Origin of the sequence: Halomonas sp. M20, assembly GCF_020622265.1 — a bacterium.
In the GTDB taxonomy this organism is placed as follows: domain Bacteria; phylum Pseudomonadota; class Gammaproteobacteria; order Pseudomonadales; family Halomonadaceae; genus Modicisalibacter.
The window spans coordinates 316,222-340,439 of the sequence record NZ_JACNMQ010000004.1; the positions used below are offsets into that span (position 1 = coordinate 316,222).

At 56.9% G+C, this 24,218-nt stretch carries 23 protein-coding genes; 11 read left to right on the top strand and 12 right to left on the bottom strand.

The window, feature by feature from the left end:
• Positions 1–22 precede the first annotated feature (22 nt).
• Both H7850_RS12770 and H7850_RS12775 read right to left on the bottom strand, forming a co-directional pair.
• Positions 23–865 (bottom strand): alpha/beta fold hydrolase, encoded by an 843-nt coding sequence (locus H7850_RS12770; protein ID WP_227369914.1) that lies wholly within the window; start codon positions 863–865, stop codon positions 23–25.
• A 311-nt stretch (positions 866–1,176) separates the two neighbouring features.
• Complete coding sequence (locus H7850_RS12775; RefSeq protein ID WP_227369915.1) at positions 1,177–2,559, bottom strand: bifunctional enoyl-CoA hydratase/phosphate acetyltransferase; 1,383 nt, start codon at positions 2,557–2,559, stop codon at positions 1,177–1,179.
• 154 nt (positions 2,560–2,713) lie between these two features.
• Here H7850_RS12775 and H7850_RS12780 point away from each other — a divergent pair, with 154 nt between their 5' ends.
• Complete coding sequence (locus tag H7850_RS12780; RefSeq protein ID WP_227369916.1) at positions 2,714–3,007, top strand: cupin domain-containing protein; 294 nt, start codon at positions 2,714–2,716, stop codon at positions 3,005–3,007.
• Positions 3,008–3,057: 50 nt separating this feature from the next.
• Here the strand turns inward: H7850_RS12780 and H7850_RS12785 are convergent, their stop codons facing one another.
• Together H7850_RS12785 and H7850_RS12790 are read right to left on the bottom strand one after the other, a co-directional pair.
• Entirely contained in the window at positions 3,058–3,954 is an 897-nt protein-coding gene (locus H7850_RS12785; protein WP_227369917.1) for a dihydrodipicolinate synthase family protein, read from the bottom strand.
• A 42-nt stretch (positions 3,955–3,996) separates the two neighbouring features.
• Positions 3,997–4,899 (bottom strand): LysR substrate-binding domain-containing protein, encoded by a 903-nt coding sequence (locus tag H7850_RS12790; protein ID WP_227369918.1) that lies wholly within the window; start codon positions 4,897–4,899, stop codon positions 3,997–3,999.
• Between the two features lie 164 nt (positions 4,900–5,063).
• Here H7850_RS12790 and H7850_RS12795 point away from each other — a divergent pair, with 164 nt between their 5' ends.
• Positions 5,064–5,411: a hypothetical protein gene (locus H7850_RS12795; RefSeq protein WP_227369919.1), complete on the top strand. Its 348-nt coding sequence runs from the start codon at positions 5,064–5,066 to the stop codon at positions 5,409–5,411.
• Here the strand turns inward: H7850_RS12795 and H7850_RS12800 are convergent, their stop codons facing one another.
• Positions 5,412–6,071 carry a GntR family transcriptional regulator gene (locus tag H7850_RS12800; protein WP_227369920.1) on the bottom strand — a complete coding sequence of 220 codons (660 nt, stop codon included), beginning with the start codon at positions 6,069–6,071 and terminating at the stop codon, positions 5,412–5,414.
• Between the two features lie 168 nt (positions 6,072–6,239).
• Between H7850_RS12800 and H7850_RS12805 the strand changes: the two genes are divergently transcribed.
• The 5 genes from H7850_RS12805 to H7850_RS12825 all read left to right on the top strand — a co-directional run bounded on the left by H7850_RS12805 (position 6,240) and on the right by H7850_RS12825 (position 12,064).
• Positions 6,240–7,529 carry an NAD(P)/FAD-dependent oxidoreductase gene (locus H7850_RS12805; protein ID WP_227369921.1) on the top strand — a complete coding sequence of 430 codons (1,290 nt, stop codon included), beginning with the start codon at positions 6,240–6,242 and terminating at the stop codon, positions 7,527–7,529.
• A gap of 203 nt (positions 7,530–7,732) precedes the next feature.
• On the top strand, positions 7,733–9,100 hold the full coding sequence (locus H7850_RS12810; protein ID WP_227369922.1) for a Na+/H+ antiporter NhaC family protein: 1,368 nt from the start codon (positions 7,733–7,735) through the stop codon (positions 9,098–9,100).
• Positions 9,101–9,124: 24 nt separating this feature from the next.
• Positions 9,125–10,534 (top strand): NAD(P)/FAD-dependent oxidoreductase, encoded by a 1,410-nt coding sequence (locus H7850_RS12815; RefSeq protein ID WP_227369923.1) that lies wholly within the window; start codon positions 9,125–9,127, stop codon positions 10,532–10,534.
• Positions 10,535–10,578: 44 nt separating this feature from the next.
• A complete protein-coding gene (locus H7850_RS12820) occupies positions 10,579–11,640 on the top strand; it encodes a histone deacetylase family protein (RefSeq protein WP_227369924.1) in 1,062 nt (353 codons plus the stop codon).
• 115 nt (positions 11,641–11,755) lie between these two features.
• Positions 11,756–12,064, top strand: a complete 309-nt coding sequence (locus H7850_RS12825; RefSeq protein ID WP_227369925.1) for a hypothetical protein — start codon at positions 11,756–11,758, stop codon at positions 12,062–12,064.
• Between the two features lie 111 nt (positions 12,065–12,175).
• On the opposite strand, the gene H7850_RS12830 is transcribed toward H7850_RS12825, so the two are convergent.
• Positions 12,176–14,143 (bottom strand): hypothetical protein, encoded by a 1,968-nt coding sequence (locus H7850_RS12830; protein WP_227369926.1) that lies wholly within the window; start codon positions 14,141–14,143, stop codon positions 12,176–12,178.
• 281 nt (positions 14,144–14,424) lie between these two features.
• Between H7850_RS12830 and H7850_RS12835 the strand changes: the two genes are divergently transcribed.
• On the top strand, positions 14,425–15,441 hold the full coding sequence (locus H7850_RS12835) for a patatin-like phospholipase family protein (RefSeq protein ID WP_227369927.1): 1,017 nt from the start codon (positions 14,425–14,427) through the stop codon (positions 15,439–15,441).
• Positions 15,442–15,627: 186 nt separating this feature from the next.
• Positions 15,628–17,040, top strand: a complete 1,413-nt coding sequence (locus H7850_RS12840; protein ID WP_227369928.1) for a PhoH family protein — start codon at positions 15,628–15,630, stop codon at positions 17,038–17,040.
• Between the two features lie 26 nt (positions 17,041–17,066).
• Here the strand turns inward: H7850_RS12840 and H7850_RS12845 are convergent, their stop codons facing one another.
• The 6 genes from H7850_RS12845 to zwf form a co-directional block, all read right to left on the bottom strand.
• A complete protein-coding gene (locus H7850_RS12845; RefSeq protein WP_227369929.1) occupies positions 17,067–18,122 on the bottom strand; it encodes a patatin-like phospholipase family protein in 1,056 nt (351 codons plus the stop codon).
• 230 nt (positions 18,123–18,352) lie between these two features.
• Positions 18,353–18,634 (bottom strand): hypothetical protein, encoded by a 282-nt coding sequence (locus H7850_RS12850; protein ID WP_227369930.1) that lies wholly within the window; start codon positions 18,632–18,634, stop codon positions 18,353–18,355.
• A 107-nt stretch (positions 18,635–18,741) separates the two neighbouring features.
• Positions 18,742–19,353 carry a DUF938 domain-containing protein gene (locus H7850_RS12855; RefSeq protein WP_227369931.1) on the bottom strand — a complete coding sequence of 204 codons (612 nt, stop codon included), beginning with the start codon at positions 19,351–19,353 and terminating at the stop codon, positions 18,742–18,744.
• Positions 19,354–19,379: 26 nt separating this feature from the next.
• Positions 19,380–20,042, bottom strand: a complete 663-nt coding sequence (locus H7850_RS12860) for a bifunctional 4-hydroxy-2-oxoglutarate aldolase/2-dehydro-3-deoxy-phosphogluconate aldolase (protein WP_227369932.1) — start codon at positions 20,040–20,042, stop codon at positions 19,380–19,382.
• Between the two features lie 24 nt (positions 20,043–20,066).
• Positions 20,067–20,756 carry a 6-phosphogluconolactonase gene (pgl, locus tag H7850_RS12865; protein WP_227369933.1) on the bottom strand — a complete coding sequence of 230 codons (690 nt, stop codon included), beginning with the start codon at positions 20,754–20,756 and terminating at the stop codon, positions 20,067–20,069.
• Positions 20,756–22,246, bottom strand: a complete 1,491-nt coding sequence (zwf, locus tag H7850_RS12870) for a glucose-6-phosphate dehydrogenase (RefSeq protein WP_227369934.1) — start codon at positions 22,244–22,246, stop codon at positions 20,756–20,758. The genes pgl and zwf overlap by 1 nt, the downstream gene beginning before the upstream one ends.
• A gap of 213 nt (positions 22,247–22,459) precedes the next feature.
• On the opposite strand from zwf, the gene H7850_RS12875 reads away from it, so the two are divergent.
• Positions 22,460–23,317, top strand: a complete 858-nt coding sequence (locus H7850_RS12875; protein WP_227369935.1) for a MurR/RpiR family transcriptional regulator — start codon at positions 22,460–22,462, stop codon at positions 23,315–23,317.
• A 133-nt stretch (positions 23,318–23,450) separates the two neighbouring features.
• Entirely contained in the window at positions 23,451–24,152 is a 702-nt protein-coding gene (locus H7850_RS12880) for a beta-ketoacyl synthase chain length factor (protein WP_227369936.1), read from the top strand.
• The last annotated feature ends 66 nt before the right edge of the window (positions 24,153–24,218 follow it).

Here is a 24,218-nt window from a genome sequence, read left to right on the forward strand (position 1 = left end):
ACCCACCTCGGAAGATATGCTTTTATCGGGCAAGGAATTCCAGGATATGACGCGTGATCTCTTCAGGTTGTTCATCGATCACCCAGTGTCCAGCATCCTTCACCCAGACCAGCTCAGCGCCCGGAATGGCATCCGCCAACATTGGAGCGTAGACCGGCTTCTGGAAGTTATCCTTATCGCCCCAAAGCACCAGAGTATCGATCTCAATATTCTTGAGATCATCCGCGATAGCCTGAGTATATTCCTTGTTGAGACGACGCATGTTGCGAAAGAATGCTGCCTTGCCTTCGGCGCTGTTCCACGGCTTGATGTAGATCTCTTTCAACTCTTCGGTTATCACCTCAGGGTTGTGCACGCCTTTGGGCATGAAGTCATGCATGATGCCGATGAATTCCTCGACACTGGTAGCTTCTTCAACCCCCGGCTCCAGCAGGCTCTCGAATTCCGGAATTGGCCAGGAATCGAAGCATACGCTGTCGATTAGCACCTGGCGGCGCACTCGCTCGGGATCGTTGACGCTGATCAGCTGACCGATACCACCGCCGATATCGTGTGACACCATGTCGGCGCTCGATATACCTAGCGCGTCCATCAGCTTGACGAAAATGCGTGCCTGAGCATTGATGGATACATCGGCATCCTTTGGCATGTCGGACTCGCCATAGTTGAGCATGTCCGGAGCAATGACACGATAATTTTCAGCAAGCTTGGGCATGATCTTACGCCACATCAGCTTGTTGGTCGGGATACCGTGGATCAGGAGAAGCGGACTCCCTTCGCCCATTTCCTGGTACGCAATACGATGGCCTTCAACCATCACATAACGTGTTTCGACGGTTTCCATCCTGGTTGCTACGTTGCTCATATCGTCCTTGTCCTTTACATGAAAATTGGTTTCCAGCAAGCCACTCTGCAGATTGTGGTCTTAAAGAGTCTTCACCCTATCTATTCTTGATCGATCACTCAACAACAATTTTGAGCAACTGCTCAAAGCTGGGTTTAATACTCTCGTCATCAACCAAAATTTACTCGACCTGCTTTACCTGACCATCAACCTGAATCCTGGTCAGGCACAACTGAAGGATATGGGATTACCATGCAAAGAGCCGGGGAATCTACGGCACACGTCATATTCGACGGACACCGGCCGATGAGGGTGAGCCGATTAGTTGGCCTCTACGAGGAACAACGCACGAAGAGCTGAACGAGAGCTGCAGAAGCCAGACGGCTAAGCGTATTGTCGGCGCGACTGGTCAGCATGATGGGCACCCGCGCACCCAGCACTACCCCTGCCGCATCTGCACCCGCAAGATAGATGAGCTGCTTGGCAATCATGTTGCCCGCTTCGAGATCCGGCGCGACGAGGATGTCCGCGTCCCCCGCCACCGGAGAGCTGAGGCCCTTGGTCTTGACTGCCTCTGGGGAGACCGCATTGTCGAAGGCGAGTGGCCCATCGATAATGCCGCCGCTGATCTGGCCCCGGTCCGCCATCTTGCACAGTGCCGCCGCCTCGACCGTCGAGTTGATCCTGGGCGTTACCGTCTCCACTGCGGAAAGCACCGCCACCTTGGGCAGGTCGATGCCGAGCGCATGGGCAAGATCGATGGCGTTCTGCACGATATCGCGCTTGTCATCGAGGGTCGGATAGATGTTGATCGCCGCATCGGTGATAAATAGCGGCTTGGGGTAATGAGGAACGTCGAACGCATAGATATGACTCAAGCGCCGCTCGGTACGAATACCATGAGTGCCATCAACGACGGCGGCCATCAATTCATCGGTATGCAGCTTGCCCTTCATCAAGGCGTCGACCTTGGCCTGACGGACCAGGCTGACCGCCATCTCCGCAGCAGCGTGACTATGGGGTGTATCGACGATCTCGATCTCGCCAAGATCGAAGCCTGCCTCGACCGCGGTGGCTTCGATCTTGGCACGCGGCCCAACGAGCACCGGAATGATCAGCCCTTGGCTTGCCGCCTCGATTGCGCCGGATAGCGACAGCGCATCACAGGGATGCACGATGGCGGTACGCACCGGCTCAAGATCCCGGGTGGCATCGATGAGCGCCTTGTAGCTGGCACCTGGCTCGTGCAGATAGACCTGTGGCAAGGACATTTTCGGCCGGCGTATCTTTTTGGTAGGCGCGATTACCTCCGCCTCGCCTTGAATCACCGTTTCGCCGGCCTGATTGATGCAGGCACACTCTAGAATCACACGTTTCTTCTCGGGTTCCTTTTCGCGCACGGTAACGCGCACTGTCAATGTGTCGCCAACCCCCACCGGATGACGAAAACTCAGTGACTGATTGAGATAGATAGTACCAGGGCCCGGCAACTCGGTGCCGAGCACGGCAGAGATCAGCGCGCCACCCCACATGCCTTGCCCAATCACCCGGTGAAAACGACCGGATTGCGCGAACTCTTCATCCAGGTGAGCAGGATTCACATCCCCGGACATGATCGCAAAGAGTTCGATGTCTTCGCGTCTGAGGGTGCGTACTAGCTGCGCCGACTGACCGATCTGGAGCTCATCGAAGGTCGTGTTCTCGATATAGTGCATGCTGGCTCCCTGTCGTTTCCACCGTGCCCCTGTCGGTCAGCCCGGTGAATGGCCGTATCCTCAAGGTTACCGCTTTAGACCAGCGTAACAAAAAGAGATAACGTCTTATGTGCCACTGAAGCGCTTCACAAGCCAGGAATACAAGGAGTACGACATGACGACACAACGACCGAACGCCACCCCCACGGTGCAACTGGACAACGACCGCGTGATCGTGACGCGCTGGGACTTTCCACCTGGCGGGGAAACCGGCTGGCATCGCCATGAATACGACTATGTCGTGGTACCTATGTCGGATGGCGTCCTGAACCTCGAAACTCCGGAGGGGCTCAAGGAAGCGATCCTGTCAGCAGGCGTGTCCTACACCCGCTCGGCGGGCACCGAGCACAACGTCATCAATGGAGGAGAAGAGGCATTTGCGTTTGTGGAGATCGAACTGAAAGCGTAGTGAATCACCCATAGTTTCTTAGATACCTTAAGACCTTATACTGAAGGCACTTAAGACAGCGGACTCAATTTATCGAGCGCCACTTCGACACGCTGTTGATCCCGGGCAGACAGCGGGAGAATTGGACGAGGCGGCGCAGTATCTATCAATGAAAGTATATGGGCAGCGGCATAAACGACCCGCAGACTTCCAAGCTCCTTGAAGAGGTGCCAAAGCGGTTGGAAATGGCTATCGATTTTTTGCGTTTCGTTTGTGTCGCCCACCTGCACGGCTCGTACGAGCTTCAATGCAGGCACCGGAAGCAGGCCACCTACAACGCTATACCACGCATCAGCGCCAGAAAGCAGCGCCTGAGCACACCCCCAATCTCCGCTATACCCGATCAGAAAGTCGTCCGGTAGCGCATCTCGAAGATGCCGAAGATCGGCAGAGAAGCCTGACGCCGTCGGCAACGGCATCTTTACTGCCGAGATGTTAGGTATCCTGGCAAGTCGTGCCAGAAGGGAGACGCTAAAGGTAAAATGTGTCGTGCCTGGGTTGTTGTAAATGCATAGCGGGAGGTCGGTTGCTCCGGCAACGGCAAGGTAATGCTGATAGACCTCTTCCTCAGTCAGCGGCGTATAGGAAACGGGTGCCAGCAATAGTGCATCGGCACCTGACCTTGCAGCGTCCCTCGCCAGCACTTCTGCGTCGTCCGTCCGCAATGCGCCTACGCCAACGATCAACGGGATCTTGCCACCGAGACACGCCGCTGCCGCTTCGGTAGCCCGCTGCCGTTCCACTCTTGTCAGGTAGGCATATGTTCCCGTGCTTCCCAAGAGACCAACAGAGTGAACTTCTGCACGCTCGAGTCTCATCAACAAGCGGCAGAGTCCGTCCGTGTCGACATGTCCATTCTTATCAGCGGGCGTGATTGGAAAAGCGGAAAGCCCCTCGAAAAGTGCCATCTTTGGCCTCGTCTATGTTTTTAAGGTTAGCGTCGGCCATCACTAGCGCAAGCCACGAAATGCATCCATTACATGACCGGCCAGCACTTCACTGGCCGAGCCGGTATTGGCGTCATGAATCAACAGCACCTGATACTCGCCAAGCGAAGGTAACCCAGCCTCATTTTTCAGTTCTCGCAACGGCCCACGAACCATACTCTGAGGCAGAGGGGCTATCGCCAGATCCGCCAGCAGTGCTGCCTCCTGACCAGCGCAGTTTTCACTGGTATAGGCAATACGGTATGCCAAGCCGCTACGATCTAGCGCGGTGAGCGCCATGGTGCGCCAGGCACAGCCTTGGTTGGCCAGTGCCAAGGGCAACGGTGAACGCTGCGCCGCGACACCGCCCTCGAGGCAGGCCCAGACCAGCGGCTCGGTATGCACGATCTCGCCGCGCTCGGCGTCCACGCCTTGATTACCGGAGGTCGCCAGCACCAGATCGAGCTCTCCTTCATTCAGCCGTCTCAGCATATCGATACTGCGCCCAACCACTACATCCACCTGCACCGCCGGATGGGAGCGGGCGAATTTCGCCAACACCCCGGGCAAGATGCGCGATCCCACATCGTCGGGTGTGCCGAAACGCACGGCGCCTTCCAGGGAGGGGGCGAGGAATTGGGTGACTGCTTCTTCATTGAGCTTGAGCAGGCGCCGCCCGTAACTCAGCAGCACCTCCCCTTCCGGCGTAAGCCTCACTCGCCGCGCCTCGCGTAGAAACAGGCGCTGCCCTAGCGTTTCTTCCAGTCGCTTGATCTGCATGCTCAAGGCGGAGGGCGTGCGGAAGACTTGTTCGGCAGCGCGAGTAAAGCTGCCGCTCTCGGCAATCACGACGAATGTTCTCAACACCTCCGTATCCAATAACGGCAAGGCACTGTTACGAGTCGGTGCTGCAGTAGGAAGTGTCATACCACTCACCTTTCAGTTTTTCTTAAAGGTAAATGTAGTTCTTTTCGTTTGTTTGAACAATAAGACTGGACCATGCTGATACCCGAGGTCGCGACCCTCATCGATTCCACAACCCCAAACAGGTGGCCAGCGCCGTTGAATGGCCGCTAACCGAAGGTGTCGCCATGTCCAACCTAAAGCAACTCCATTCCGTGCAAAGCGAAGTGAAAACACCACTTCACGAGCCATCGACCCCCAGGCCACCGATGCCGGATTTCTATATGCCCGGCATGCCGCCGATGGTCTTGATCAATGCCTTGGAGAACTGGGTTCGCGCCGTGCTTTGCCGCCGCCGCTTTCGCCAGCGTTTCTTGCACCTGCTCGCTTACGACGATTCCATCCTCGATGACATGGGCCATAACCGAGAAGATATCGAATGGGCATCGCGTCTACCCTTGCGAAAGAATGCCTTCAAGGCGCTGCAACGCCGCCGAGCACAGCGAAATAGCACACCCCCGCGCTGCGTACGCTAATCAACTCAGTAGCAACATGCCCTGCTCGACGTCCGCGCCAATCGCTTGACAGAACGCTTCACAATCACCGCGGGACAATGCTTGGGTAACCTCGCGGTGATGATCGTCGGCAATACTGGAGGCTCCCCAGCGGGTGCAGATATAGCGCATGCTCGGCCCGTATTGCAGCCACAGAATCTCGATCAGCGGCAGAAGCACCTGGGATTGACTGAGCCGGTAGATAAGGAAATGAAACTGGTAGTTGCCGCGCATGTAACGAACAATATCGCTCTGCGCAATGGCGCCATTGATCTGTTCGTCGATGCGTTTCAGCTCGTCGATATCAGCAGCGGTGATATAGGCAAAGGCCTGGCGCGAAACCTCGGTTTCCAGGTTCTTGCGGGCGTACAACACCTCTGCAAAGCGTTCGCGACTCAACTCGGGCACAATGATCTTGCGGCTATCGGAAAACACCAGCGCACCTTCAGTGACTAGCCAGCGCAACGCTTCTCGTGCCGGCATGGCACTGGTGCCGTATTCCGCAGCGATACGCCGAATCGAAATCACCTCTCCCGGGGTGAAGTCTCCTTCGCACATCCGCGTGCGTAGTGCTTGATGCAAGCGCGTCGAGGCGGTATCCGGCGAGAAAGCGTCTCGTCTGCCAGTCGGTTGCGTGACCATGTTGCGCTGTCGGCCTCTCTGTTATTCCTATTTGAGTTAAAGCATATCTCTGCGCGGCTCATGGACGACAATCCTAACTTGTCGCTGTTGTAAGCCTCTGCTAGTGTGATCACACATATGTGATCACAGCACCCAATCATACTATCTGAAACCACGCCGGGAGACGTCATGTCCCAGCCCCGCAGCGCTTCTTACTACACCGCCTCGATCACCGAGGAATCCAATTATCCTCGATTGGAAGGCGATCATCGCGTGGACGTCGCCATCGTCGGTGGCGGTTTCACCGGAGTGGCCACGGCGGTGGAACTTGCCGAACGAGGTTATCGGGTGGCCATCACCGAGGCGCACAAGATCGGCTGGGGCGCCAGCGGACGCAATGGCGGCCAGGTCACCGGCAGCCTGTCCGGGCAGGACGCCATGACCAAGCAGATGCGCAATACCCTGGGCAACGAGGCCGTCGATTTCGTCTGGAACCTGCGTTGGCGTGGTCACCAAATCATCAAGCAGCGCGTCGAGAAGTACGCCATTGCCTGCGATCTCAAGCAGGGCCATTTGCAGGCAGCCTACAAGCCAAGCCACGTGAAAGAGCTGAAGCAGGATTTCGAGGAGTCGCAGCGTCACGCGATCGGTGAATACGTTCACTGGCTGGAAACCAACGAGGTACGCCAGGTCGTCGGCACCGAGCTTTATCACGGCGCCATTCGCAACGACTACAACATGCACCTGCACCCGCTCAATCTGTGCCTGGGCGAGGCTCGCGCCGCAGCGGGCCTGGGCGCACTGATCTTCGAGGACTCGCCGGTAATCGATATTCAGCACGGCGACACCCCGGTCGTGGTCGGCAAGCAGGGCCGTGTCACGGCGAATAGCGTAATTCTCGCGGGTAACGCCTATCATCGGCTCGAACGCAAAAAGCTCAGCGGCAAGCTGTTCCCGGCAGCCTTGGGCATCGTTGCTACAGCGCCACTGGATCAAGACACCGCAATGGCGATCAATCCGGATGATCTAGCCGTCTACGATACCCGCTTCGTGCTCGACTATTATCGCCTCACCGCCGATAAACGCCTGCTGTTCGGTGGCGGGGCCAACTACTCCGGCCGCGATTCCCAGAACATTGCCGGGGAGTTGCGTCCACGCCTGGAGCATACCTTTCCTCAGCTCAAGGACGTCGATATCGATTTCCAATGGCAAGGCATGGCGGGCATCGTCATCAATCGCATTCCGCAGTTGGGCAAGCTCTCCGACAACGTCTACTACGCCCAGGGCTACTCCGGTCACGGCTTCGCCACCTCGCATATCGTCGGTGAGATCATGGCCAATGCGGTCAGCGGTAGCCTCGAGGAGTTCGACACCTTCGCCAAGGTGAAGCATATGCGCATCCCGTTCAACGACCGGCTTGGCAATACCTTGCTGGCCGCCGGCATGTGGTACTACCAGTTGCTCGAAAAACTGCGTTAAGAGGGCGTCTACAAATTACTGCGCTCGACCATGCTGCGTTGAAATCAGTCTCAAAATGCTCACTTACAACACGTAAACTCCGCTTTTTCGACTGCTTCCGCCTTGCCTGATCGTCGCTCGTGACTTTTGTAAACACCCTCGAAGGAATTACTGATCAATCTCAACCCGAATGCACAACAACAAGATGCTCGAGGTGATACACGATGGACATCAACGGCCCCCTGGTGCTACTCCCCACCGCAATCGTTCTGGTACTCGCCCTATGGACACGGCGCGCACTTGAACCACTCGTCTTCGGTGCTTTCGTCGGCACCCTGATGATCGACCCCGGCAACGCCTTGAGCAGCCTCTCCGGGAATTTGCTGGATGTAATGACCGATGAAGACGTCGCCTGGGTCATCATCGTCTGTGGGCTGATGGGCAGCATCATCGCCCTTCTACTCAAGTCCGGCTCCTCCAAGGCCTTCGCCACATCACTGATGCGCTACACCGTCAACAAGCCTCGCGCACTGATGGGATGCTGGTTCATGGGCATCATATTGTTCGTGGACGACTACCTGAACTCCCTGGCCGTCGGCACTTCGATGCGTAAGGTGACCGATCGCTTCAAGACCTCCCGCGAGATGCTGGCCTACGTAATCGATTCCACGGCGGCGCCGATCAGCGTATTGATCCCGATCTCGACCTGGGCGGTATTCTTCGGTGCACTGATCGAAAAAAACGGCATCGCAGAAGATGGTCAGGGCATCTGGACTTACATCCAGGCCATTCCCTACATGTTCTACCCCTGGATTGCCGTCATTCTGGTGCCGCTTTTCATCTACCGCTGGATTCCCGCCTTCGGCCCCATGAAGAAGGCGGAGCAACGCGCCGAGGACACCGGGCAGTGCGTTCCCCCGGGTGCAGAGCACATCGACGCCGAAATCGGCCATCTCGAGGCGGATAGCGATCAGACAAAAGGCACCATCTGGACGTTTCTGCTGCCCATGGCGTCCCTGGCCTTCTTCACCTGGTGGTTCGATCTGGACTTCCTGATGGGCATCTTCGTCACCCTGGCGGGCATGATCGTGGCCTTTATCGCCCTGAAAAAGCTTTCTCCCCGTCAAACCTTCGACAACATCCTGGAAGGTTTCAAGTCGATGATCGATGCCCTGGCGGTGCTGGTGGCGGCGTTCCTGTTCAATGAGGTCAACACCGAACTGGGGCTCGCCGACTACGTCATCAACACCGTTCAGCCGCTGATCAACGCCGAGATGCTGCCCTTCATCATCTTCACCATCATGGGCTTCGTCTCCTTTGCCACCGGTTCCAACTGGGGCGTGTTCGTGATCATCCTGCCAATTGTCAGCGTGCTGGGTCAGAACCTTGGGGCCGACATGATTCTGGTGATCGGCGCCACTCTCTCCGCCAGCACCTTCGGCAGTCATGCCTGTTTCTACTCGGATGCCACGGTACTGACCGCCCAGGCCAGTGGTTGCACGCCTTTCCAGCACGCTTTCACCCAATTACCCTACGCTGCAGTAGCGGGTTGTCTTGCGGCGGCAGGGTATCTAGTGCTGGGATATATGTAATCATCTATTCGCGGTAGACGCTTTATGCAACTGGATACGAATAGCAACCTCTGGACCTCTACTATCCCCGAACGGCCCGAGCCGCGTCCGCGTTTGGAGGCGAACATTCAGGCCGATGTGGCCATCGTCGGCGCTGGTTTCACCGGACTGTGGACCGCCTACTATTTGAAGACGCAGGCACCACATTTATCTATCGTCGTGTTGGAGGCTGGACGCGTCGGCCATGGTGCCTCTGGGCGCAATGGCGGCTGGGTGGTGGGCAATCTGGCCGGTCTGGAGCGCTACGTTAACGAACTGCCGATGGTGCGAAGGCGTGAGTGCTGCCAGGTGGTAGCGGACAACGTCGACGAGATCGGCAAGGTACTGGAACGCGAGGGTATCGCCGCCGATTTCAATAAAGGCGGTGCACTCTATGCGGCGGCCCGCTACCCGGACCAGATCGCCATCCAGAAGGACTACCTGGCGCATTTGCATGAACTTGGCCACGCCGAGACGAATTGCTCCTGGTTGGACGCGGACCAACTCGCCGAGAAGGCGCGTTTTCGCAATGGCTATGGCGGCATCTATCATCGCCAGGTCGCCACGGTGAACCCCGCCAAACTAGTTGATGGTTTGGCCGAGAGAGTTGAGCGCCTAGGCGTGACGATTCACGAAAATAGCCGTGTTACTCGCCTGGGTCAGCATGAAGCGGCCACAGATCAAGGTACCATCGAAGCAACGACCATCGTCTGCGCTACCGAAGGCTATGCCGAAGATTTTCACGACTTCAGGAAACATGTGATCCCGGTGCAGAGCCTGGTGATCGCCACGGAACCGCTGACGGACGACTTGTGGCAGGAGATCGGCATGGCCGAGCGCCCCGCCTTCGCCGATGCCAGCCGGCTGATCAACTACGGTCATCGCAGCGCCGATGGGCGACTCATCTTCGGCGCCCGGGGCAGCTATGCCTTCGGTGGCAAATCCAAGCACGGCATGGCCATGTCCCAGGAAGATATTCATCTGCGCCGCGACCTTTTGGTAGACCTATTTCCCGTTCTAGAGGGCGTAGCAATAAGCCATGGCTGGGGCGGCTCCCTGGGGTTATCGCGTAATTTTCGCCCCCATGGGATTCTCGATCGCGAAAGTGGTATCGCCACCGCCGGCGGCTATGCCGGTGAAGGTGTCGCTGCGGCACACCTGTTCGGCAGAACCCTGGCCGACCTGATTCTCGAGCGTGACTCTCAGCTGGCAAGTATGCCTTGGGCCTTTGCCAACGCTAACCACCGCCATTTGATCAAACGCTGGGAACCGGAACCGCTGCGCTGGCTCGCTGCTCAGGCGATCACCTATAGCTATGCCGGAGAGGAAGTGCTGATGAAGCGCAACAAACCGGCACCACTGATCAAGCCAGTGCTGACGAGAATGAACGACTTTTTCGCGTCGATTATTGAGTGAATAGCTGGCTTAATTGATAAATCTCTGAATAAAAAGGAAAGATCGTGCTGACATTTCACTCGGAAGATACCAAGAAGCGCCGTGCCAAGACCGAACTCGATGGCGGCAGGCTCGTGACGCCTTACGAATGCCCGGAGCGAGTCGATATCGTCATCGATCGTGTGCGAAAGGTTGGTCTGGGCGAGATCCGCGCGCCCGAGGCTTACGGGCTCGACCCGGTACTTGCGGTTCATGATCGCGGCTATATCGCGTTCCTCGAACGTGCCTGGGAAGAATGGGTCGCGGCGGGTCATACCGGCGAACCCCTTCCCTTGGCTTGGCCTACCCGGCGCATGGATAGCGGCAGGATTCCGGACAATATCGAAGGCAAGATCGGCTACTACGCGCTGACCACGGATACATCTCTCTGCCCCAACACCTTTGCCGCCGCCCAGACCAGCAAGGACATTGCCCTCTCGGCGTTGGATTACGTCATCACTACCAGCGAGCCCGCCTTTGGTCTGTGCCGCCCGCCGGGGCATCATGCCGCTATCGACCAATACGGCGGTTACTGTTTCTTCAACAACGCGGCTATCACCGCGCAACACGCCTTGAACGGTGGCATGCGCAAGGTCGCGATCCTGGATGTGGATTTCCATCACGGCAATGGCACCCAGGACATCTTCTACGAACGCGACGATGTGCTATTCCTTTCGCTGCACGGCGATCCGCGCCAGGAATTTCCTTATTTTCTTGGTTTCGACGACGAGATCGGGCGCGGTAAAGGAGAAGGCTTCAACGTCAACTATCCTCTACCCAGCGGCACCGACTACGCCACTTGGGCAAGCGCACTGGATGACGCCATTGCCCGCATGAAAGACTACCAGCCGGAACTGCTGATCGTTTCGCTTGGCGTCGATACGTTCGAGAACGATCCGATCAGCTCATTCAAGCTGAAGAGCGGCGACTATCTCGACTGCGGGCGGCGTTTGAAAGCGTTGGGGCTTCCTACCCTCTTTCTGCTCGAAGGAGGCTATGCGGTGGAAGAGATCGGTATCAATGTCGTGAACGTATTGACCGGCTTCGAAAATGCCCAAACTAGCGGCGATGCAGCGACCTCAATTTAATTGGCCAATAGCTGCCAACGGGTTCCGCTTTTTACTGAACATCTTTGGCTGTGCCATTGGTCTCAAGGTGTTACATGGAAGTCGCGGTAAAGACCCGACATGGAGGATGGGCATTATGCAATTACGTAGTACTCTTTTTATCGGTACGTTGGGTGTTGCGCTGTTCGCTGCGTCTGCGGCTCTAGCTCAGGACTCACAGGATCAGGGCCAGAAGCTGGTCGAGCAGTGCCATCAGAAAGCATTGAAAGCACGTGAGGGCGAGGAACTACGCAACAATCCGATGAGTGAAACCAACGCCTCCGATTACGAATCAGGCGAAGAGTTCCAGCTGAAGATCAACTTCGTGGGTCATGGCAACAGTTTTTACAATGTGACCTGTCAGGTAGACAAGCAAGGCAATGTGACTCACGAAAAGACCGCATAAACCGGTCAACCCAAGAGCTGAACCCACAGCTACGACAAACGGCCTCGATGAGGCCGTTTTCTACTTTTTAAGATTCATTTTCTTGCATTCATGCAACCAGTGGTTAACTTCTCAATAATCTGCTGCCCAGCTCCCCCGCCCCAGTTCAACGACACGCGCCACATCGTCATCCGGCACTGCGGCTGAATCATCGAATTCCAGCGGATCGTAATGGAACACGAAAAGTCGTGAAGCGAACTCGGCAAAAGGGAGTGAAGCTTCGCCGTGGCGCTCAGCGTTACCCTGAGTGGCACAGACAATGCCTTGGCCCCAGTCCTGACCGCTATCATTGTTGGGATTGAAGAAGTAGACCCGCATTTCGTTGTTGGCATCCAGCGCTACCCGCAGCAGGGTAATGGCGTGCCGGCCTACCAGGCGCGCCGCGCTGTCTGTAACAACGATGCCGGCGGGCTGCGGATGAATCAGCGGCATGTTGCCGTTGTAGAAAGGGTGATAGCAGGCGTAGAAATGACGAATGAACCCATCGTAGTCCTCGATCTCCCCGGTGTGTATGTCCGCTATCACACGAAAGCCCTGGCCCACCCACCAGCCGTAGAACTCAGGATTGATCCAGCGATGCAGGTCATCGTCGCGCTCACCGCACAACCGTCCCATTTCCATGTAGAGACGGTCGAGGTGCGGTATCAACACCACGGAAACCGGATCCACGTCCAGAGGCGGTTCCTTGGCAAGGCCAGGCTCTAGATCCCTTGACGAGATGCGCTCCCCCTCGAAACGGCTCAGCACCTCGTCATCCCGAGCCGCCCAGGCCACCAGCTGCAGAAGATAATCTCCGACGTTGTCCGCCCACATGGAAAGACCGATCACCGACTGACAGGTCGGGTTATTGCCCTGCCCGACACCCAAAGGCTGTCCCAACAGACTCAGCACACCGGCGAGCAGGAATACCCTTGGCTCCTGCGTTTCACCAAAGATACGCCGCAGCGTCTCAGCGGTGTCGTTTGATAGCGTAAGGCGGATCTGACGCCAAAGACCGGAAGCGATGGGTGCTGAGAAAAGCGCACCGCGCTCGAGCAACATAGCGAGTCCATAGACTGCTTGACTGGTTTCCGGGAAGACAGCTTCATTGATCAACGTATGCACCAGCTGTCGATAGCATTGCAGCGCATCGTTACCGGTCATGCTCAGTCCCAGCGCCTGTGGTATCAGATCGTCTCGACAATCCTGTAGATGACGCAGAAGCACGGGATGATAAGGCGATACTAGCCCTGTATCATGCATTGCTCGGGCGAACCCGGTGGCTTCTTCCACGAGTGTATTCTCATCCATTGTCGTCAGGCGCTGTTTATAGATATCCAGCCCTGGATCTTCGCGACAACCCGGCGTCGGGCCGAACAGCGCACGTACCAGACGCGCCGCGCCAACCGTTCCCGTAGTCTCGATTGCAGGATCATAAAGACACTTGGCGATCTGACTGATCATCTGCTTGATGCTATCTGTCTGTAGTGGACGCTGAGCCAGCAGACGCTGAATCTCATCAACGAGACTTTCGAGAATGCTCTCGTAGCCCAGGTGTGCAAGCAGATATTGATACAGGGTCTGCACGATCTGACCCAGATTCTCAGGGCGCTCCCGATCGGCCTCGCTCATGGGCCCTGCAAGAAGATCAAGATTCAGCGCCATGACCTGAGTCAGAAAATTGCGCGCCTGCTCCGCAGAAATGCCCGAATGAAAATAGTCGCCCGCAGTCACGGCCAGCAGACGAATCTCGCTGAGCGCTTCGATAGTGGTGATATCCGGCTTTCCTTCCCGTAGGGAACGTACCGCCAAAGCAGGTTGCAAAATAGCAGGACGCGCCCAATCCCTGCCGCTGAACACACCCGCCGCCTCTATCGTCATCACCCGCGCATACAGCGCATCGAGCCCACCCGGAAAAGCTATCACGGTTCTGGCCGAGGACAGCACTTCATCAGTGGGCGCCTTTGAATCGGTTTGCCGGCGCTGCGCCAAACGCTCCAGTGTGGCGTCAAAAACATGAATCGATGAATCCAGCGTTTCATTGGTAGCGTCGAGACTCATAGCGAACTCCCTATCTGCTATAGCGAAAATATGCTTTCGCTGGGTTCACTAGCGCGCGAAAGCATGACCGTGAAGCGTGGCATGCTCGATGACATTCATGCACGTTATTATTGCTCCACACTTGAAAATGGCCTCGGGGATAGATTTACCAGGGCAAATATTTTATTGCTTTTCTTGCCTCGACCAACGACGCCCCTTGTCGCGATCACCAGCAATCGGCGTTATGCTGCGACTTATTGCAACGCACAATTATCGGGCGAGTTACCGCCTATAGGAGAACGATGAGTCAGGTCAAGGCGATCAATTTGGCCCTGCAGGGTGGCGGCGCTCATGGCGCCTTTACCTGGGGGGTACTCGATTATCTATTGGAGAGCCCTCGGGTAAGAATCGAGGGTATCAGCGGCACCAGCGCCGGGGCCATGAATGCCGTCATCGCTGCCGATGGATTGCTGGAAGGCGATGAGGATCATGCTCGCCAGGAGCTCGAAAACTTCTGGTCCGCGGTAAGCAAGGCTGCCGTACTCAGCCCCATTCGACGTACGCCGTTGGATATGTGGATGGGCAACTGGAGCCTGAACTACTCCCCAGGCTATCTTGCCTTCGACCTTTTCAGTCGCGTGATTTCGCCCTATCAGTTCAATCCTCTGGGTATCAATCCGCTGCGGGACATCATTGCCGAGCGGGTAAATTTCGAGCGAGTACGGGCGTGTCAGTATCTCAAGCTCTTCGTCTGCGCCACCAACGTCCGTTCCGGCAAGCAGCAGGTCTTTCGCCGAGAGGAAATGACGCCAGATATGGTGATGGCCTCCGCCTGCCTGCCTTTTTTGTACAAGGCGGTGGAAATCGATGGCGAAGCTTACTGGGACGGAGGCTACATGGGCAATCCGGCGCTGTTCCCGTTGATGGAGGAGTGCGATTCAAGGGATATCGCCATCGTGCAGATCAACCCGATCTATCGTGACAAGATACCGCGCAGCGCAGCGGCAATCCTCAATCGCATGAACGAGATCACCTTCAACGCCTCCTTGATCAAGGAAGTGCGTACCATCGCCATGCTCAAGCGTCAGATCGAGGCCAGCGGCGTCGATATGACCTGCTATCGCGACACGCATTTTCATCGCATCGATGCTGACGACTCCCTGCAACGACTGTCCGTCTCGAGCAAGCTCAATGCGGAGTGGGCATTTCTGACTCATTTGCGAAATCAGGGCCGACGTACCGCTGCCCGTTGGCTCGAGGAGAATTTTTCAGCCCTTGGCGAGCGCTCGACGCTGGATACCGATTCGGTATATATGTAAACGTGGAATGACACTATTGGCATTCCCGTTGTCAAACGTCCATGTTGAAATCTATGTAAAAAGCCACTCAAGGAGCCCATCGATCTTGTAGTCAGGAAAACGACGCCGAAAAGCAAGCGACATCAATGTGATAGTCATTGTGGTTGGCGTCGTTCATCGCCGTTACTTTCAGGAGTGCCTACGCCGATGGTTCGAATCGACAAGAAAGTCACCCGCCTTTACGTACTCGATACCAACGTTCTAATCCACGACCCCGCTGCGCTTTATCATTTCGAAGAACACGATGTGGTCATCCCCATGACCGTGCTGGAGGAGCTCGACAAACTCAAGAATGGCGTGCGCGACATCGCGCGTACCGCCCGCCAGGTCAGTCGCACCCTGTCGGAACTCACCAATGCCGTCTGCTTCGATGAAATCCAGCAAGGCATTCCCCTGGTCAACGCGGTTAGCCAAGGGGGGCGCCTGCGCTTTCTGTGCTATAGCGATCTGCAACCTCTCGATCACCTGGAAGACAACCCTGACAATCGCATTCTGGCGGAGACCTGTCGCCTGCGAGATGAACGTCCGGACGCTTCCGTCATTCTGATCACCAAGGATATCAATCTACGGGTCAAGGCAGCGGCCTTGAACGTACCAGTGGAGGATTATCGTAACGATCGGGTATTCAGTGACAGCGATGTAATGATCGGGGGGGTCAAGGTCTACACCGTGGCCGGCAAGGACGGTGCGGGCCTATGGGAATCCCTCAATGTCGAGGTCAATGTCGAGCGCGTCGATCACCACCTCTTCTACCATCTCAGTGGCGAGATGCCCCCTGATTGGCACATCGGCATGCTGGTTTCGGATAGCGACAACGGTGCAGATTTCGAAGCCATCGTGCGGGATCTCACACCGACGAGTGCCAGGCTGCAGCTGTTGACCAACTACCGCCATCATGGGGGTGTATGGGGAGTGCATGCTCACGACAGCCGCCAGAATTTCACCCTCAACCTGCTGATGGACCCGGAGATCGATCTGGTCACCATTGCGGGCAGCGCCGGCACAGGCAAGACCTTCATGACCCTGGCCGCCGCTTTCCAGCAGAGTCTGGATACCAAACTGTTCGAACGTATCGTGTTCACTCGGGCGCCGATCCCCATGGGAGAAGATATCGGCTTTCTGCCGGGCACCGAAGAGGAGAAGATGTCGCCCTGGATGGGGGCGTTCCACGACAACATGGACAATCTGCTGCGGGACGAAAAGGACGGCACCTCCAGCTGGAGCGAAGGCGCCACGCGTCAATTGATTGGCGCTCGGGTACAGATACGCTCCCCCACCTTCATGCGAGGACGCACCCTCAACGATACCTTTTTGATCATCGACGAGGCCCAGAACTTCACTCCGAAACAGCTCAAGTCATTGATCACTCGGGCCGGGCGCAATACCAAGATCGTCTGCCTGGGGAATGTCGGCCAGATCGACACGCCCTATCTCACTACCAACACCTGTGGCATGGCCGCGGTCGTCGAACGTTTTCGCGACTGGCCCCATGCCGGTCATGTCACCTTGAAGAGCGTGGAGCGCTCCCGCCTAGCGCTGACAGCAGAAGAGTTGTTGTAGCCTATGAGCGGCTCAAGTGAAGCTATTCACGTAAAGAGCCGCTCTATTTGCACCGAGGCCTGGCGCCCGACCGAAGGACCCTTGTCGGCAAGCCAGCGTTCAGCCCTATTTCGGCCGAGATCATGCAAATGATTGATGAAACCATCGGACGCATTGAGCTTGCTGATGCCATTCATATCGGCAAGATCGTCGGCCTCGACGAGATGAAATCGCAGCCGCTCCAGCAGACGTTCGAGGCGCCCTCGAGGCAGCCAGGCACGGGCCGACGAGGCACCGATGTAGTGGCGAGCCTGACAGATAGTGCGCATCTCCCGCAGAAAGCTGGAAGAAAACCCTAGATCCATGCTACGACTGGCAATTCCCTTGGCACTGCGGGGAAGCGCCTCGGGCTCGAGAGAATTCAGCAAGATCAATAGGATATCCTGCGTCTTGCAATTGTAAATCAACGGATAAATCGCAGGATTGGCGGTGTATCCCCCATCCCAGTAGTACTCACCCTCGATCTCTACCGCCTGATGCACACTTGGGAGACAAGCGGAGGCCAGCAGTGCCTTCTCGCTGATTTCCTGGTTGCGGAACAGCTTTACCTTGCCCGTACCAACATGAGTAGCGGCGATGAAAAGCTTGAGCGGACACTCCTGTTGCAGGCGCTCAAAATCAAACTGCTCCTGCAGGATGTCCCGTAGAGGATTGATATCTAGCGGATTGAACTGATACGGCGAGAGCATCTTCGTGAATGCCTGCATCATGTGCATCGATGCGGGCATGGCAGCGTCGCCATTGGGATCGATTCGCTGTAGAAAATTCATATGAAACGGGGCGCTATTAGCAACTGCTTGCCAGAAATCTGCCAAGGATTGCCGGGCACATTCCGCACCGCCGTCCATCCATCCTTGAGCCAGAGCGACAGCATTCATCGCCCCTGCACTGGTACCACTGACGCCCTCGATGCGCCAACCTTCCTCGAGCAAGCGATCCAGCACACCCCAGGTGTAAGCGCCGTGAGCACCGCCGCCCTGCAAGGCAAGATTGACCTCGGGAACGGACGAACCGCTCACCAAACCTGCGAGTTTCTGCCACATTGCGAGACTCCGCGTCGATTGCAACGTATTTGCTCAGGGTAAGCACTGTCACACCGAACAATCTGCTGCAACGCACAATACAGGCATCAAGTGCATACGACCAAAGTCGAATTATGAAAAGAAAGAGACAGCACTACGGCTGAGAAACGAGGAATACGCGATAACATAACGAGTGCGCCACGGCCGTAGATGCAGGCCGTGGCGCAAGACGCGTTTCTAGACGCGATGGATCAGCTTTCCGATTTCTTGTCGGAATCTTTGTCAGAGCCCTTACCTAAGCCCTTATCGAAATCCTTGTTGGTTACCCGCTCGAGCAGGTTTTCCTTTTCACTCTTGGAATCGTTCTCGAGACGCTCTTCGGCTTCTCGATAAAGACACACGTAGGTATTGCAGGAAGCGCAGAACACCTTGTCATCCGGGTTCTTCTCCTGAGAGACGCGCATGAGATGGCTGTCGCAACTGGGACAAGGTTTGTCCATACGAAACTCTTCTGCAAAATCGGACACGGACATGGATAGCCTCCTTTCTTGGCCGGTCGGAATCGGTTATCAGCTTATCTAGTGTTCGGATCAACGCCAAATTAATCAAGTAAATACCGCTTACCTGCTTTTCTACAACACTACTTTCGCAATACCAAACTAAGGTTGTTGGCAGGCATCTCGACAATACGCTCGATACGTAAGCGGTTCTCATGAGCCAAGACTTCTATATCGTTCAGATCCCGAATCCCCCAGCGCGGGTCGCGGCGGCGCAAATCCTCATCGAAGGCCGCATTGCTCTCGGCGGTATGCTGCCCATCGCGCTTGAACGGTCCGTACAAATACAGCACGCCGCCCTCTTCCAGATTTTTCCCAGCCTCTTTGAGCAACGCCTGCGCCGCTTCCCAGGGGGCGATATGAATCATGTTGATACATACCAAGGCGTCAAAATCCTCAAGTGGCCAAGGGCGAAGGGTAACGTCCAGCTGCACCGGCTCAAGCAGGTTGTCGAGAGCCTCTGTCCTGCGCCAGGCGGCAATGGAAGCCAGCGCCTGAGGGTTCGGATCGCTGGGCTGCCACGAAATAGCAGGCAGTTGGCGGGCAAGGTGCAGCGCATGTTCGCCGCTGCCGCTGGCGATCTCCAGCACTTTGCCCCGCTGTGGCAGCACATCGCGCAGCACCGCCAGGATCGCATCGCGATTGCGCGCCACGGCGGGGCTGGAAAGACGTTGATCGGGCACGTTTTGAGACACGAATACAGCACCTTTAGAACATGTTCTCAATGATGGAAGCGATCCGCTACCTGCCTTGCCAACTCTCTGATCCCATCCCAATCTTCTGCATCGATCAATTTCTTGGGAGTGATCCAGGAGCCACCTACACACATGACGTTGGGCAGTGCGAGATAACTCTCGGCGTTATCCATGGTGATGCCACCGGTAGGACAAAAACGTGCCTCGGGAATCGGTGCAGCGAAGGATTTAAGCGCCGCTACCCCGCCGCTGGCCTCCGCCGGGAAGAACTTGAAGCGCCGATAGCCATACTGCCAGCCGGCCATCAGCTCGGAAACGGTGGCGACTCCCGGTAACATCGGCACAGGGCTGCTCACGCCATACCGATAGAGGGTATCCGTCGCCCCGGGGGTAACCACGAAGTCAGCCCCTGCCTGTTCAGCCTGACGATATTGCGCCGGGGTCAGCACGGTGCCTGCACCGACACAGGCGCGAGGCAGTGCCTCGTTCATGCGTTTGAGCGCCTCCAGGGCGCAGTCGGTACGCAGGGTCAATTCGATCACCGCTAGACCACCTTCTACCAGGGCACGGCCCAGGGGTATCGCATCTTCCAGTCGCTCAATCGTCACCACCGGGATGACTTCGGCTCTAAGGCAGATGCTATCGAGCTCCGTGGTGCGGGTCGAAGGTAGTTGCTTTTCGGTACTCATGGTTTACTCCACTAGAAATTCGGCTCAGGGCGCCCAGTAAATAGCAATCGGACAACTCAAGAAAACACGGATGGGCAATTCCCGCACGTCATCGCCTCCCATGGCCCGGGCCAATACCGCCCGCTTGTCGTCGCCGACGATGTGCAGCATATGGCGTCTTGCCCGATGCAGCCAGCCCGCGCTCACGGTAATGCGCGGCTGCGGCACACTGGGAGCGCGCACCGCGACCGTTGCTTCATCGGTACTCAGCGCCAGGCCCAGTTCGCCGCTGTCGGGAAACAGCGAGGCAGTATGGCCATCCCCACCCATGCCCAACACGACAGCACTCGCCGGCCAGGAAAGCCCGGCAAGACGCTCGGCAACTTCTATCGCGCCTTCTTCCGGGGTACCGTGGGCCGTGGTCAGGGGATGAAAATGCGCCTTGGCGGCAGGCCCTTGAAGCAGATGCTCCCGTACCAACCGGGCATTGCTGTCCTGATGCGCCTCACCGACCCAACGCTCGTCGACAAGGGCCACATCGACCCGCTCCCAGGGCAAATCCACCGCGGCAAGCCGGGTAAAGAACGGTACCGGCGTCGAACCACCGGAGACCAGCAGCAACACCCGCTCCTGGTTGGACAGATCGATCGCCAGCGCACTGGCAACGGACTCCGCCAGTTGCATCGCCAGGTGTTCACGCGGCGGTGAGACTTTTTCAGAGGCGGATGCACTCATCAGTAATCCTCGTACCAGGAACGGCCATCCTGAGTGATCATGGCAATCGATGCTACCGGCCCCCAGGAACCCGCGGGATACCGGCGCGGCGGCAACTCGATTTCATCCCAGGCGGCTACCAGACGATCCGCCCAACGCCAGGCGTATTCGACCTCGTCCCGGCGCACGAACAGGTACTGCTGGCCTTTCATGACCTCCAGCAGGAGGCGTTCGTAGGCATCGGGAATACGCGATTTGGGAAAAGCACTATTGAAATCGAGATGCAGGGGCCCCGGACGCAGGCGCATGCCCTTATCGAGCCCGCCATCCTTGGTCAGCACCTGTAGAGCGATGCCCTCTTCCGGCTGTAGACGAATGATCAGCTTGTTGGAAGCCAGGCTGCGCTGATCCGGGTCGAAGATGTAGTGCGCCTGCTGACGAAAATGAATGACGATCTGGGAGAGCTTCTCTGGCATGCGCTTGCCGGTGCGTAGATAGAACGGTACGCCCGCCCAGCGCCAGTTGGCCACTTCGGTGCGCATGGCGACGAAGGTTTCGGTATGGCTATCCGCGTTGGCCCCCTCTTCCTCCAGATAGCCCGGCACGCTGGTACCCTCGATCGAGCCGGCAATGTACTGACCGCGCACCACATCCCGCGGGATCGATTCGCGACTGAACGGTTTGAGCGCCTTGAGCACCTTGACCTTTTCGTCGCGAATGGCATCCGCATCGAGATTGGACGGCGGATCCATGGCAATCAGACACAAGAGCTGCAGCAGATGGTTCTGCACCATGTCCCGCAGCTGGCCGGCCTTGTCGAAATAGCCCCAGCGCCCTTCGATGCCGACTTGTTCGGCAACGGTGATCTCGACGTGGGAAATATGATTCTGATTCCACTGGGTGCCGAACAGCGGATTGGCGAAACGCATCGCGATCAGATTCTGAACGGTTTCCTTACCCAGGTAGTGATCGATGCGATAGATGCGCGATTCGGGAAATACTGCGCCGATGGCATCGTTGATTTCCTGAGAGGACTCGAGATCGTAGCCAATGGGTTTTTCCACTACCACTCGAGTCTCGTCGTCAAGGCTGCCGCTTTTGTGCAGGTTACGACAGATATCGCCGAAGATGCTTGCCGGTACCGCCATATACACCGTCATGGGACGACTATCTTTTTCTTTCGAAGCACTCTCTCGCCACTGTCGAATAGCCTTAAAGCCTTCTACATCCTTGAAGTCGAGCTGTAGATAATCGAGACGTTCGAGAAAGCGCTGAATACACTCCTGCTCCAGTGATTCTGGCTTGACGTAGGTCTTCAGCGTCTTGTGTACCTGTTTGCGGAAGGCGTCCGTATCCATTTCCTGGCGTGCAAGTCCCAGAATGCGCGTACCGCTGGCCAGCAGATTGTCTCGATCCAAGTGATAAAGTGCCGGATACAGCTTACGCAGCGATAGATCGCCCAAGCCACCGAACAAGGCAAGATCGACATCGGATGTGGAGTCTTGAACCATGAATCACCCCTCAAAATTCTGGTTAAATTACCAATAAAGTACGTCACGGATGCTTCATATCGCAAATAGTTTGGTAACTTTGACAAAAATATGCCGATAATTAACGTTTTGATCTTTTTATCAGGATAGTGTCAAGTTAGAGTAACGAGTTCCTCGTCAAACCACTACATCACAGTATGGTAGGAATCATTCCATGGTAAAGAACGCCGCCTGATGTCCAGCCATGATCTTCTGGATCGCATTCGCCAGCGCCTGGAGACGCTGAATCGTTCCGAGCGCAAGGTGGCGGAAGTCATTCTTGCGGATCCACTGACCGCCACAGGGTTGAGCATCGCTACTCTTGCTCAGCGCGCGTTAGTCAGCGAACCCACCGTGAATCGTTTTTGCCGCAGCTTCGAAACCAAGGGCTATCCCGATTTCAAGATAAAACTGGCCCAGAGCCTGGCGGGTGGCACCCCCTATATCAGCCGCAACGTGGAGCCCGAAGACAATGCGGCCAGCTATGCGGACAAGATATTCGGTGCCAGTATCGTGGCCTTGGATGACGCCCGACGTGCTCTCGATCCCCGCAGCATCGAACAGGCCGTGGATTATCTCATCCAAGCCAAGCAGATCAGCTTCTTCGGGCTGGGTGCCTCTGGCCCCGTGGCCCAGGATGCCCAGCACAAGTTCTTTCGCTTCAACTTGCCTGTGATGGCCTACGAAGACGTACTGATGCAGCGCATGGTGGCCGCGGCCAGCCATACCGGCGATGTCATCGTGATCATTTCCTATACCGGACGCACCCGGGAACTGGTGGACATCGCCGAGCTAGGGCGTAACAACGGTGCGGTAGTGCTTGGCATCACCGCGCCGGCATCGCCTCTAGCCGCTCAATGCACTGAAACCCTGGAAGTCGTCACCCCGGAAGATACCGATGTCTACATGCCCATGACCTCCCGCATGATTCATCTGGCCCTGATCGACGTGCTGGCTACCGGCGTGACCTTGCGCCGGGGCGAGGGATTCCTGCCGCATCTCAAGAAGATCAAGGAAAGCCTGCGAGCGACCCGTTACCCCCATGAAACGTGAGCCGGCAACTAGCGCCCGGCTTTACCGACACCCCTGTTCGCCATGCCGCCCTCCCGGTAGCCTATCCCGGTAGAGTCGCGTAGGGTATGCGCGTTGCGCTGACGGCGCCTGAAACCAGGGAACAAGATGCTCGATGAATGACGCCCCGCTTATCCTCGAGGACTGGCGCGCTTGGTACCCGGGGCGCACCCCGGCCCGTGATCCACGTCTATCCGTTGAAGAGCGCCCCGCCGCTTCCCGAGTGGCGCCCATGCTGCGCCGCCGACTCAACAATTCAGGACGTGCCGTCTGTGACATGCTGGCGGAGCTCGACCCAGCGGCGGAGTGTGTGCTTCTTCATGCCTCACGCCACGGCGACTCGGAGCGCACCCTGGAGATGCTCTATGCCCTCAACGAGGATATACCGCTTTCACCGGCTCGCTTTGGCATGGCGGTGCACAATGCGATGATCGGCGTTCACTCCATCGCCAGCGGCAATCGTCGCTCCCTCCAGGCCATCGCCGCCTCGGGCGCCGAAGTCTCGGCGCTATTCAGCGAGGCGCTGGGCTATCTCATGGAGGGAGAGAAACAGGTGGTCGCGGTGTTCAGCGATGCCCCCGTGCCGCCTCGGTTTGCCGACCATACTCAAGGACCCTCGAACGCGACGGCGGTCGCCATGCGTCTCGGAATGAGCGCAGCGGTTTCCGGAGGGCAGTCCCTTACCGCTCACAGTGCCGATGAAGCGACGTGTCATGGGTACCGACCGCTCCAACCCGATGACGTGATCGCTTGGCTACTCGGTGAAACACCGTTAGTTTGCCCGATTCGCCGCAGAGTATGGAAAATGGCATCATAATCTCTGACCAACTAGGTCATACTTCGCTTTGTTGGAGCACTCTCGGTCGCGATGTTGCTCGCGGCT

Coding starts and splice junctions, on each gene's coding strand:
- H7850_RS12770 (WP_227369914.1), bottom strand. CDS start 865: ATGAGCAACGTAGCAACCAGGATGGAAACCGTCGAAACACGTTATGTG.
- H7850_RS12775 (WP_227369915.1), bottom strand. CDS start 2,559: ATGCACTATATCGAGAACACGACCTTCGATGAGCTCCAGATCGGTCAG.
- H7850_RS12780 (WP_227369916.1), top strand. CDS start 2,714: ATGACGACACAACGACCGAACGCCACCCCCACGGTGCAACTGGACAAC.
- H7850_RS12785 (WP_227369917.1), bottom strand. CDS start 3,954: ATGGCACTTTTCGAGGGGCTTTCCGCTTTTCCAATCACGCCCGCTGAT.
- H7850_RS12790 (WP_227369918.1), bottom strand. CDS start 4,899: ATGACACTTCCTACTGCAGCACCGACTCGTAACAGTGCCTTGCCGTTA.
- H7850_RS12795 (WP_227369919.1), top strand. CDS start 5,064: ATGTCCAACCTAAAGCAACTCCATTCCGTGCAAAGCGAAGTGAAAACA.
- H7850_RS12800 (WP_227369920.1), bottom strand. CDS start 6,071: ATGGTCACGCAACCGACTGGCAGACGAGACGCTTTCTCGCCGGATACC.
- H7850_RS12805 (WP_227369921.1), top strand. CDS start 6,240: ATGTCCCAGCCCCGCAGCGCTTCTTACTACACCGCCTCGATCACCGAG.
- H7850_RS12810 (WP_227369922.1), top strand. CDS start 7,733: ATGGACATCAACGGCCCCCTGGTGCTACTCCCCACCGCAATCGTTCTG.
- H7850_RS12815 (WP_227369923.1), top strand. CDS start 9,125: ATGCAACTGGATACGAATAGCAACCTCTGGACCTCTACTATCCCCGAA.
- H7850_RS12825 (WP_227369925.1), top strand. CDS start 11,756: ATGCAATTACGTAGTACTCTTTTTATCGGTACGTTGGGTGTTGCGCTG.
- H7850_RS12830 (WP_227369926.1), bottom strand. CDS start 14,143: ATGAGTCTCGACGCTACCAATGAAACGCTGGATTCATCGATTCATGTT.
- H7850_RS12835 (WP_227369927.1), top strand. CDS start 14,425: ATGAGTCAGGTCAAGGCGATCAATTTGGCCCTGCAGGGTGGCGGCGCT.
- H7850_RS12840 (WP_227369928.1), top strand. CDS start 15,628: ATGGTTCGAATCGACAAGAAAGTCACCCGCCTTTACGTACTCGATACC.
- H7850_RS12845 (WP_227369929.1), bottom strand. CDS start 18,122: ATGTGGCAGAAACTCGCAGGTTTGGTGAGCGGTTCGTCCGTTCCCGAG.
- H7850_RS12850 (WP_227369930.1), bottom strand. CDS start 18,634: ATGTCCGTGTCCGATTTTGCAGAAGAGTTTCGTATGGACAAACCTTGT.
- H7850_RS12860 (WP_227369932.1), bottom strand. CDS start 20,042: ATGAGTACCGAAAAGCAACTACCTTCGACCCGCACCACGGAGCTCGAT.
- pgl (WP_227369933.1), bottom strand. CDS start 20,756: ATGAGTGCATCCGCCTCTGAAAAAGTCTCACCGCCGCGTGAACACCTG.
- zwf (WP_227369934.1), bottom strand. CDS start 22,246: ATGGTTCAAGACTCCACATCCGATGTCGATCTTGCCTTGTTCGGTGGC.
- H7850_RS12875 (WP_227369935.1), top strand. CDS start 22,460: ATGTCCAGCCATGATCTTCTGGATCGCATTCGCCAGCGCCTGGAGACG.
- H7850_RS12880 (WP_227369936.1), top strand. CDS start 23,451: ATGAATGACGCCCCGCTTATCCTCGAGGACTGGCGCGCTTGGTACCCG.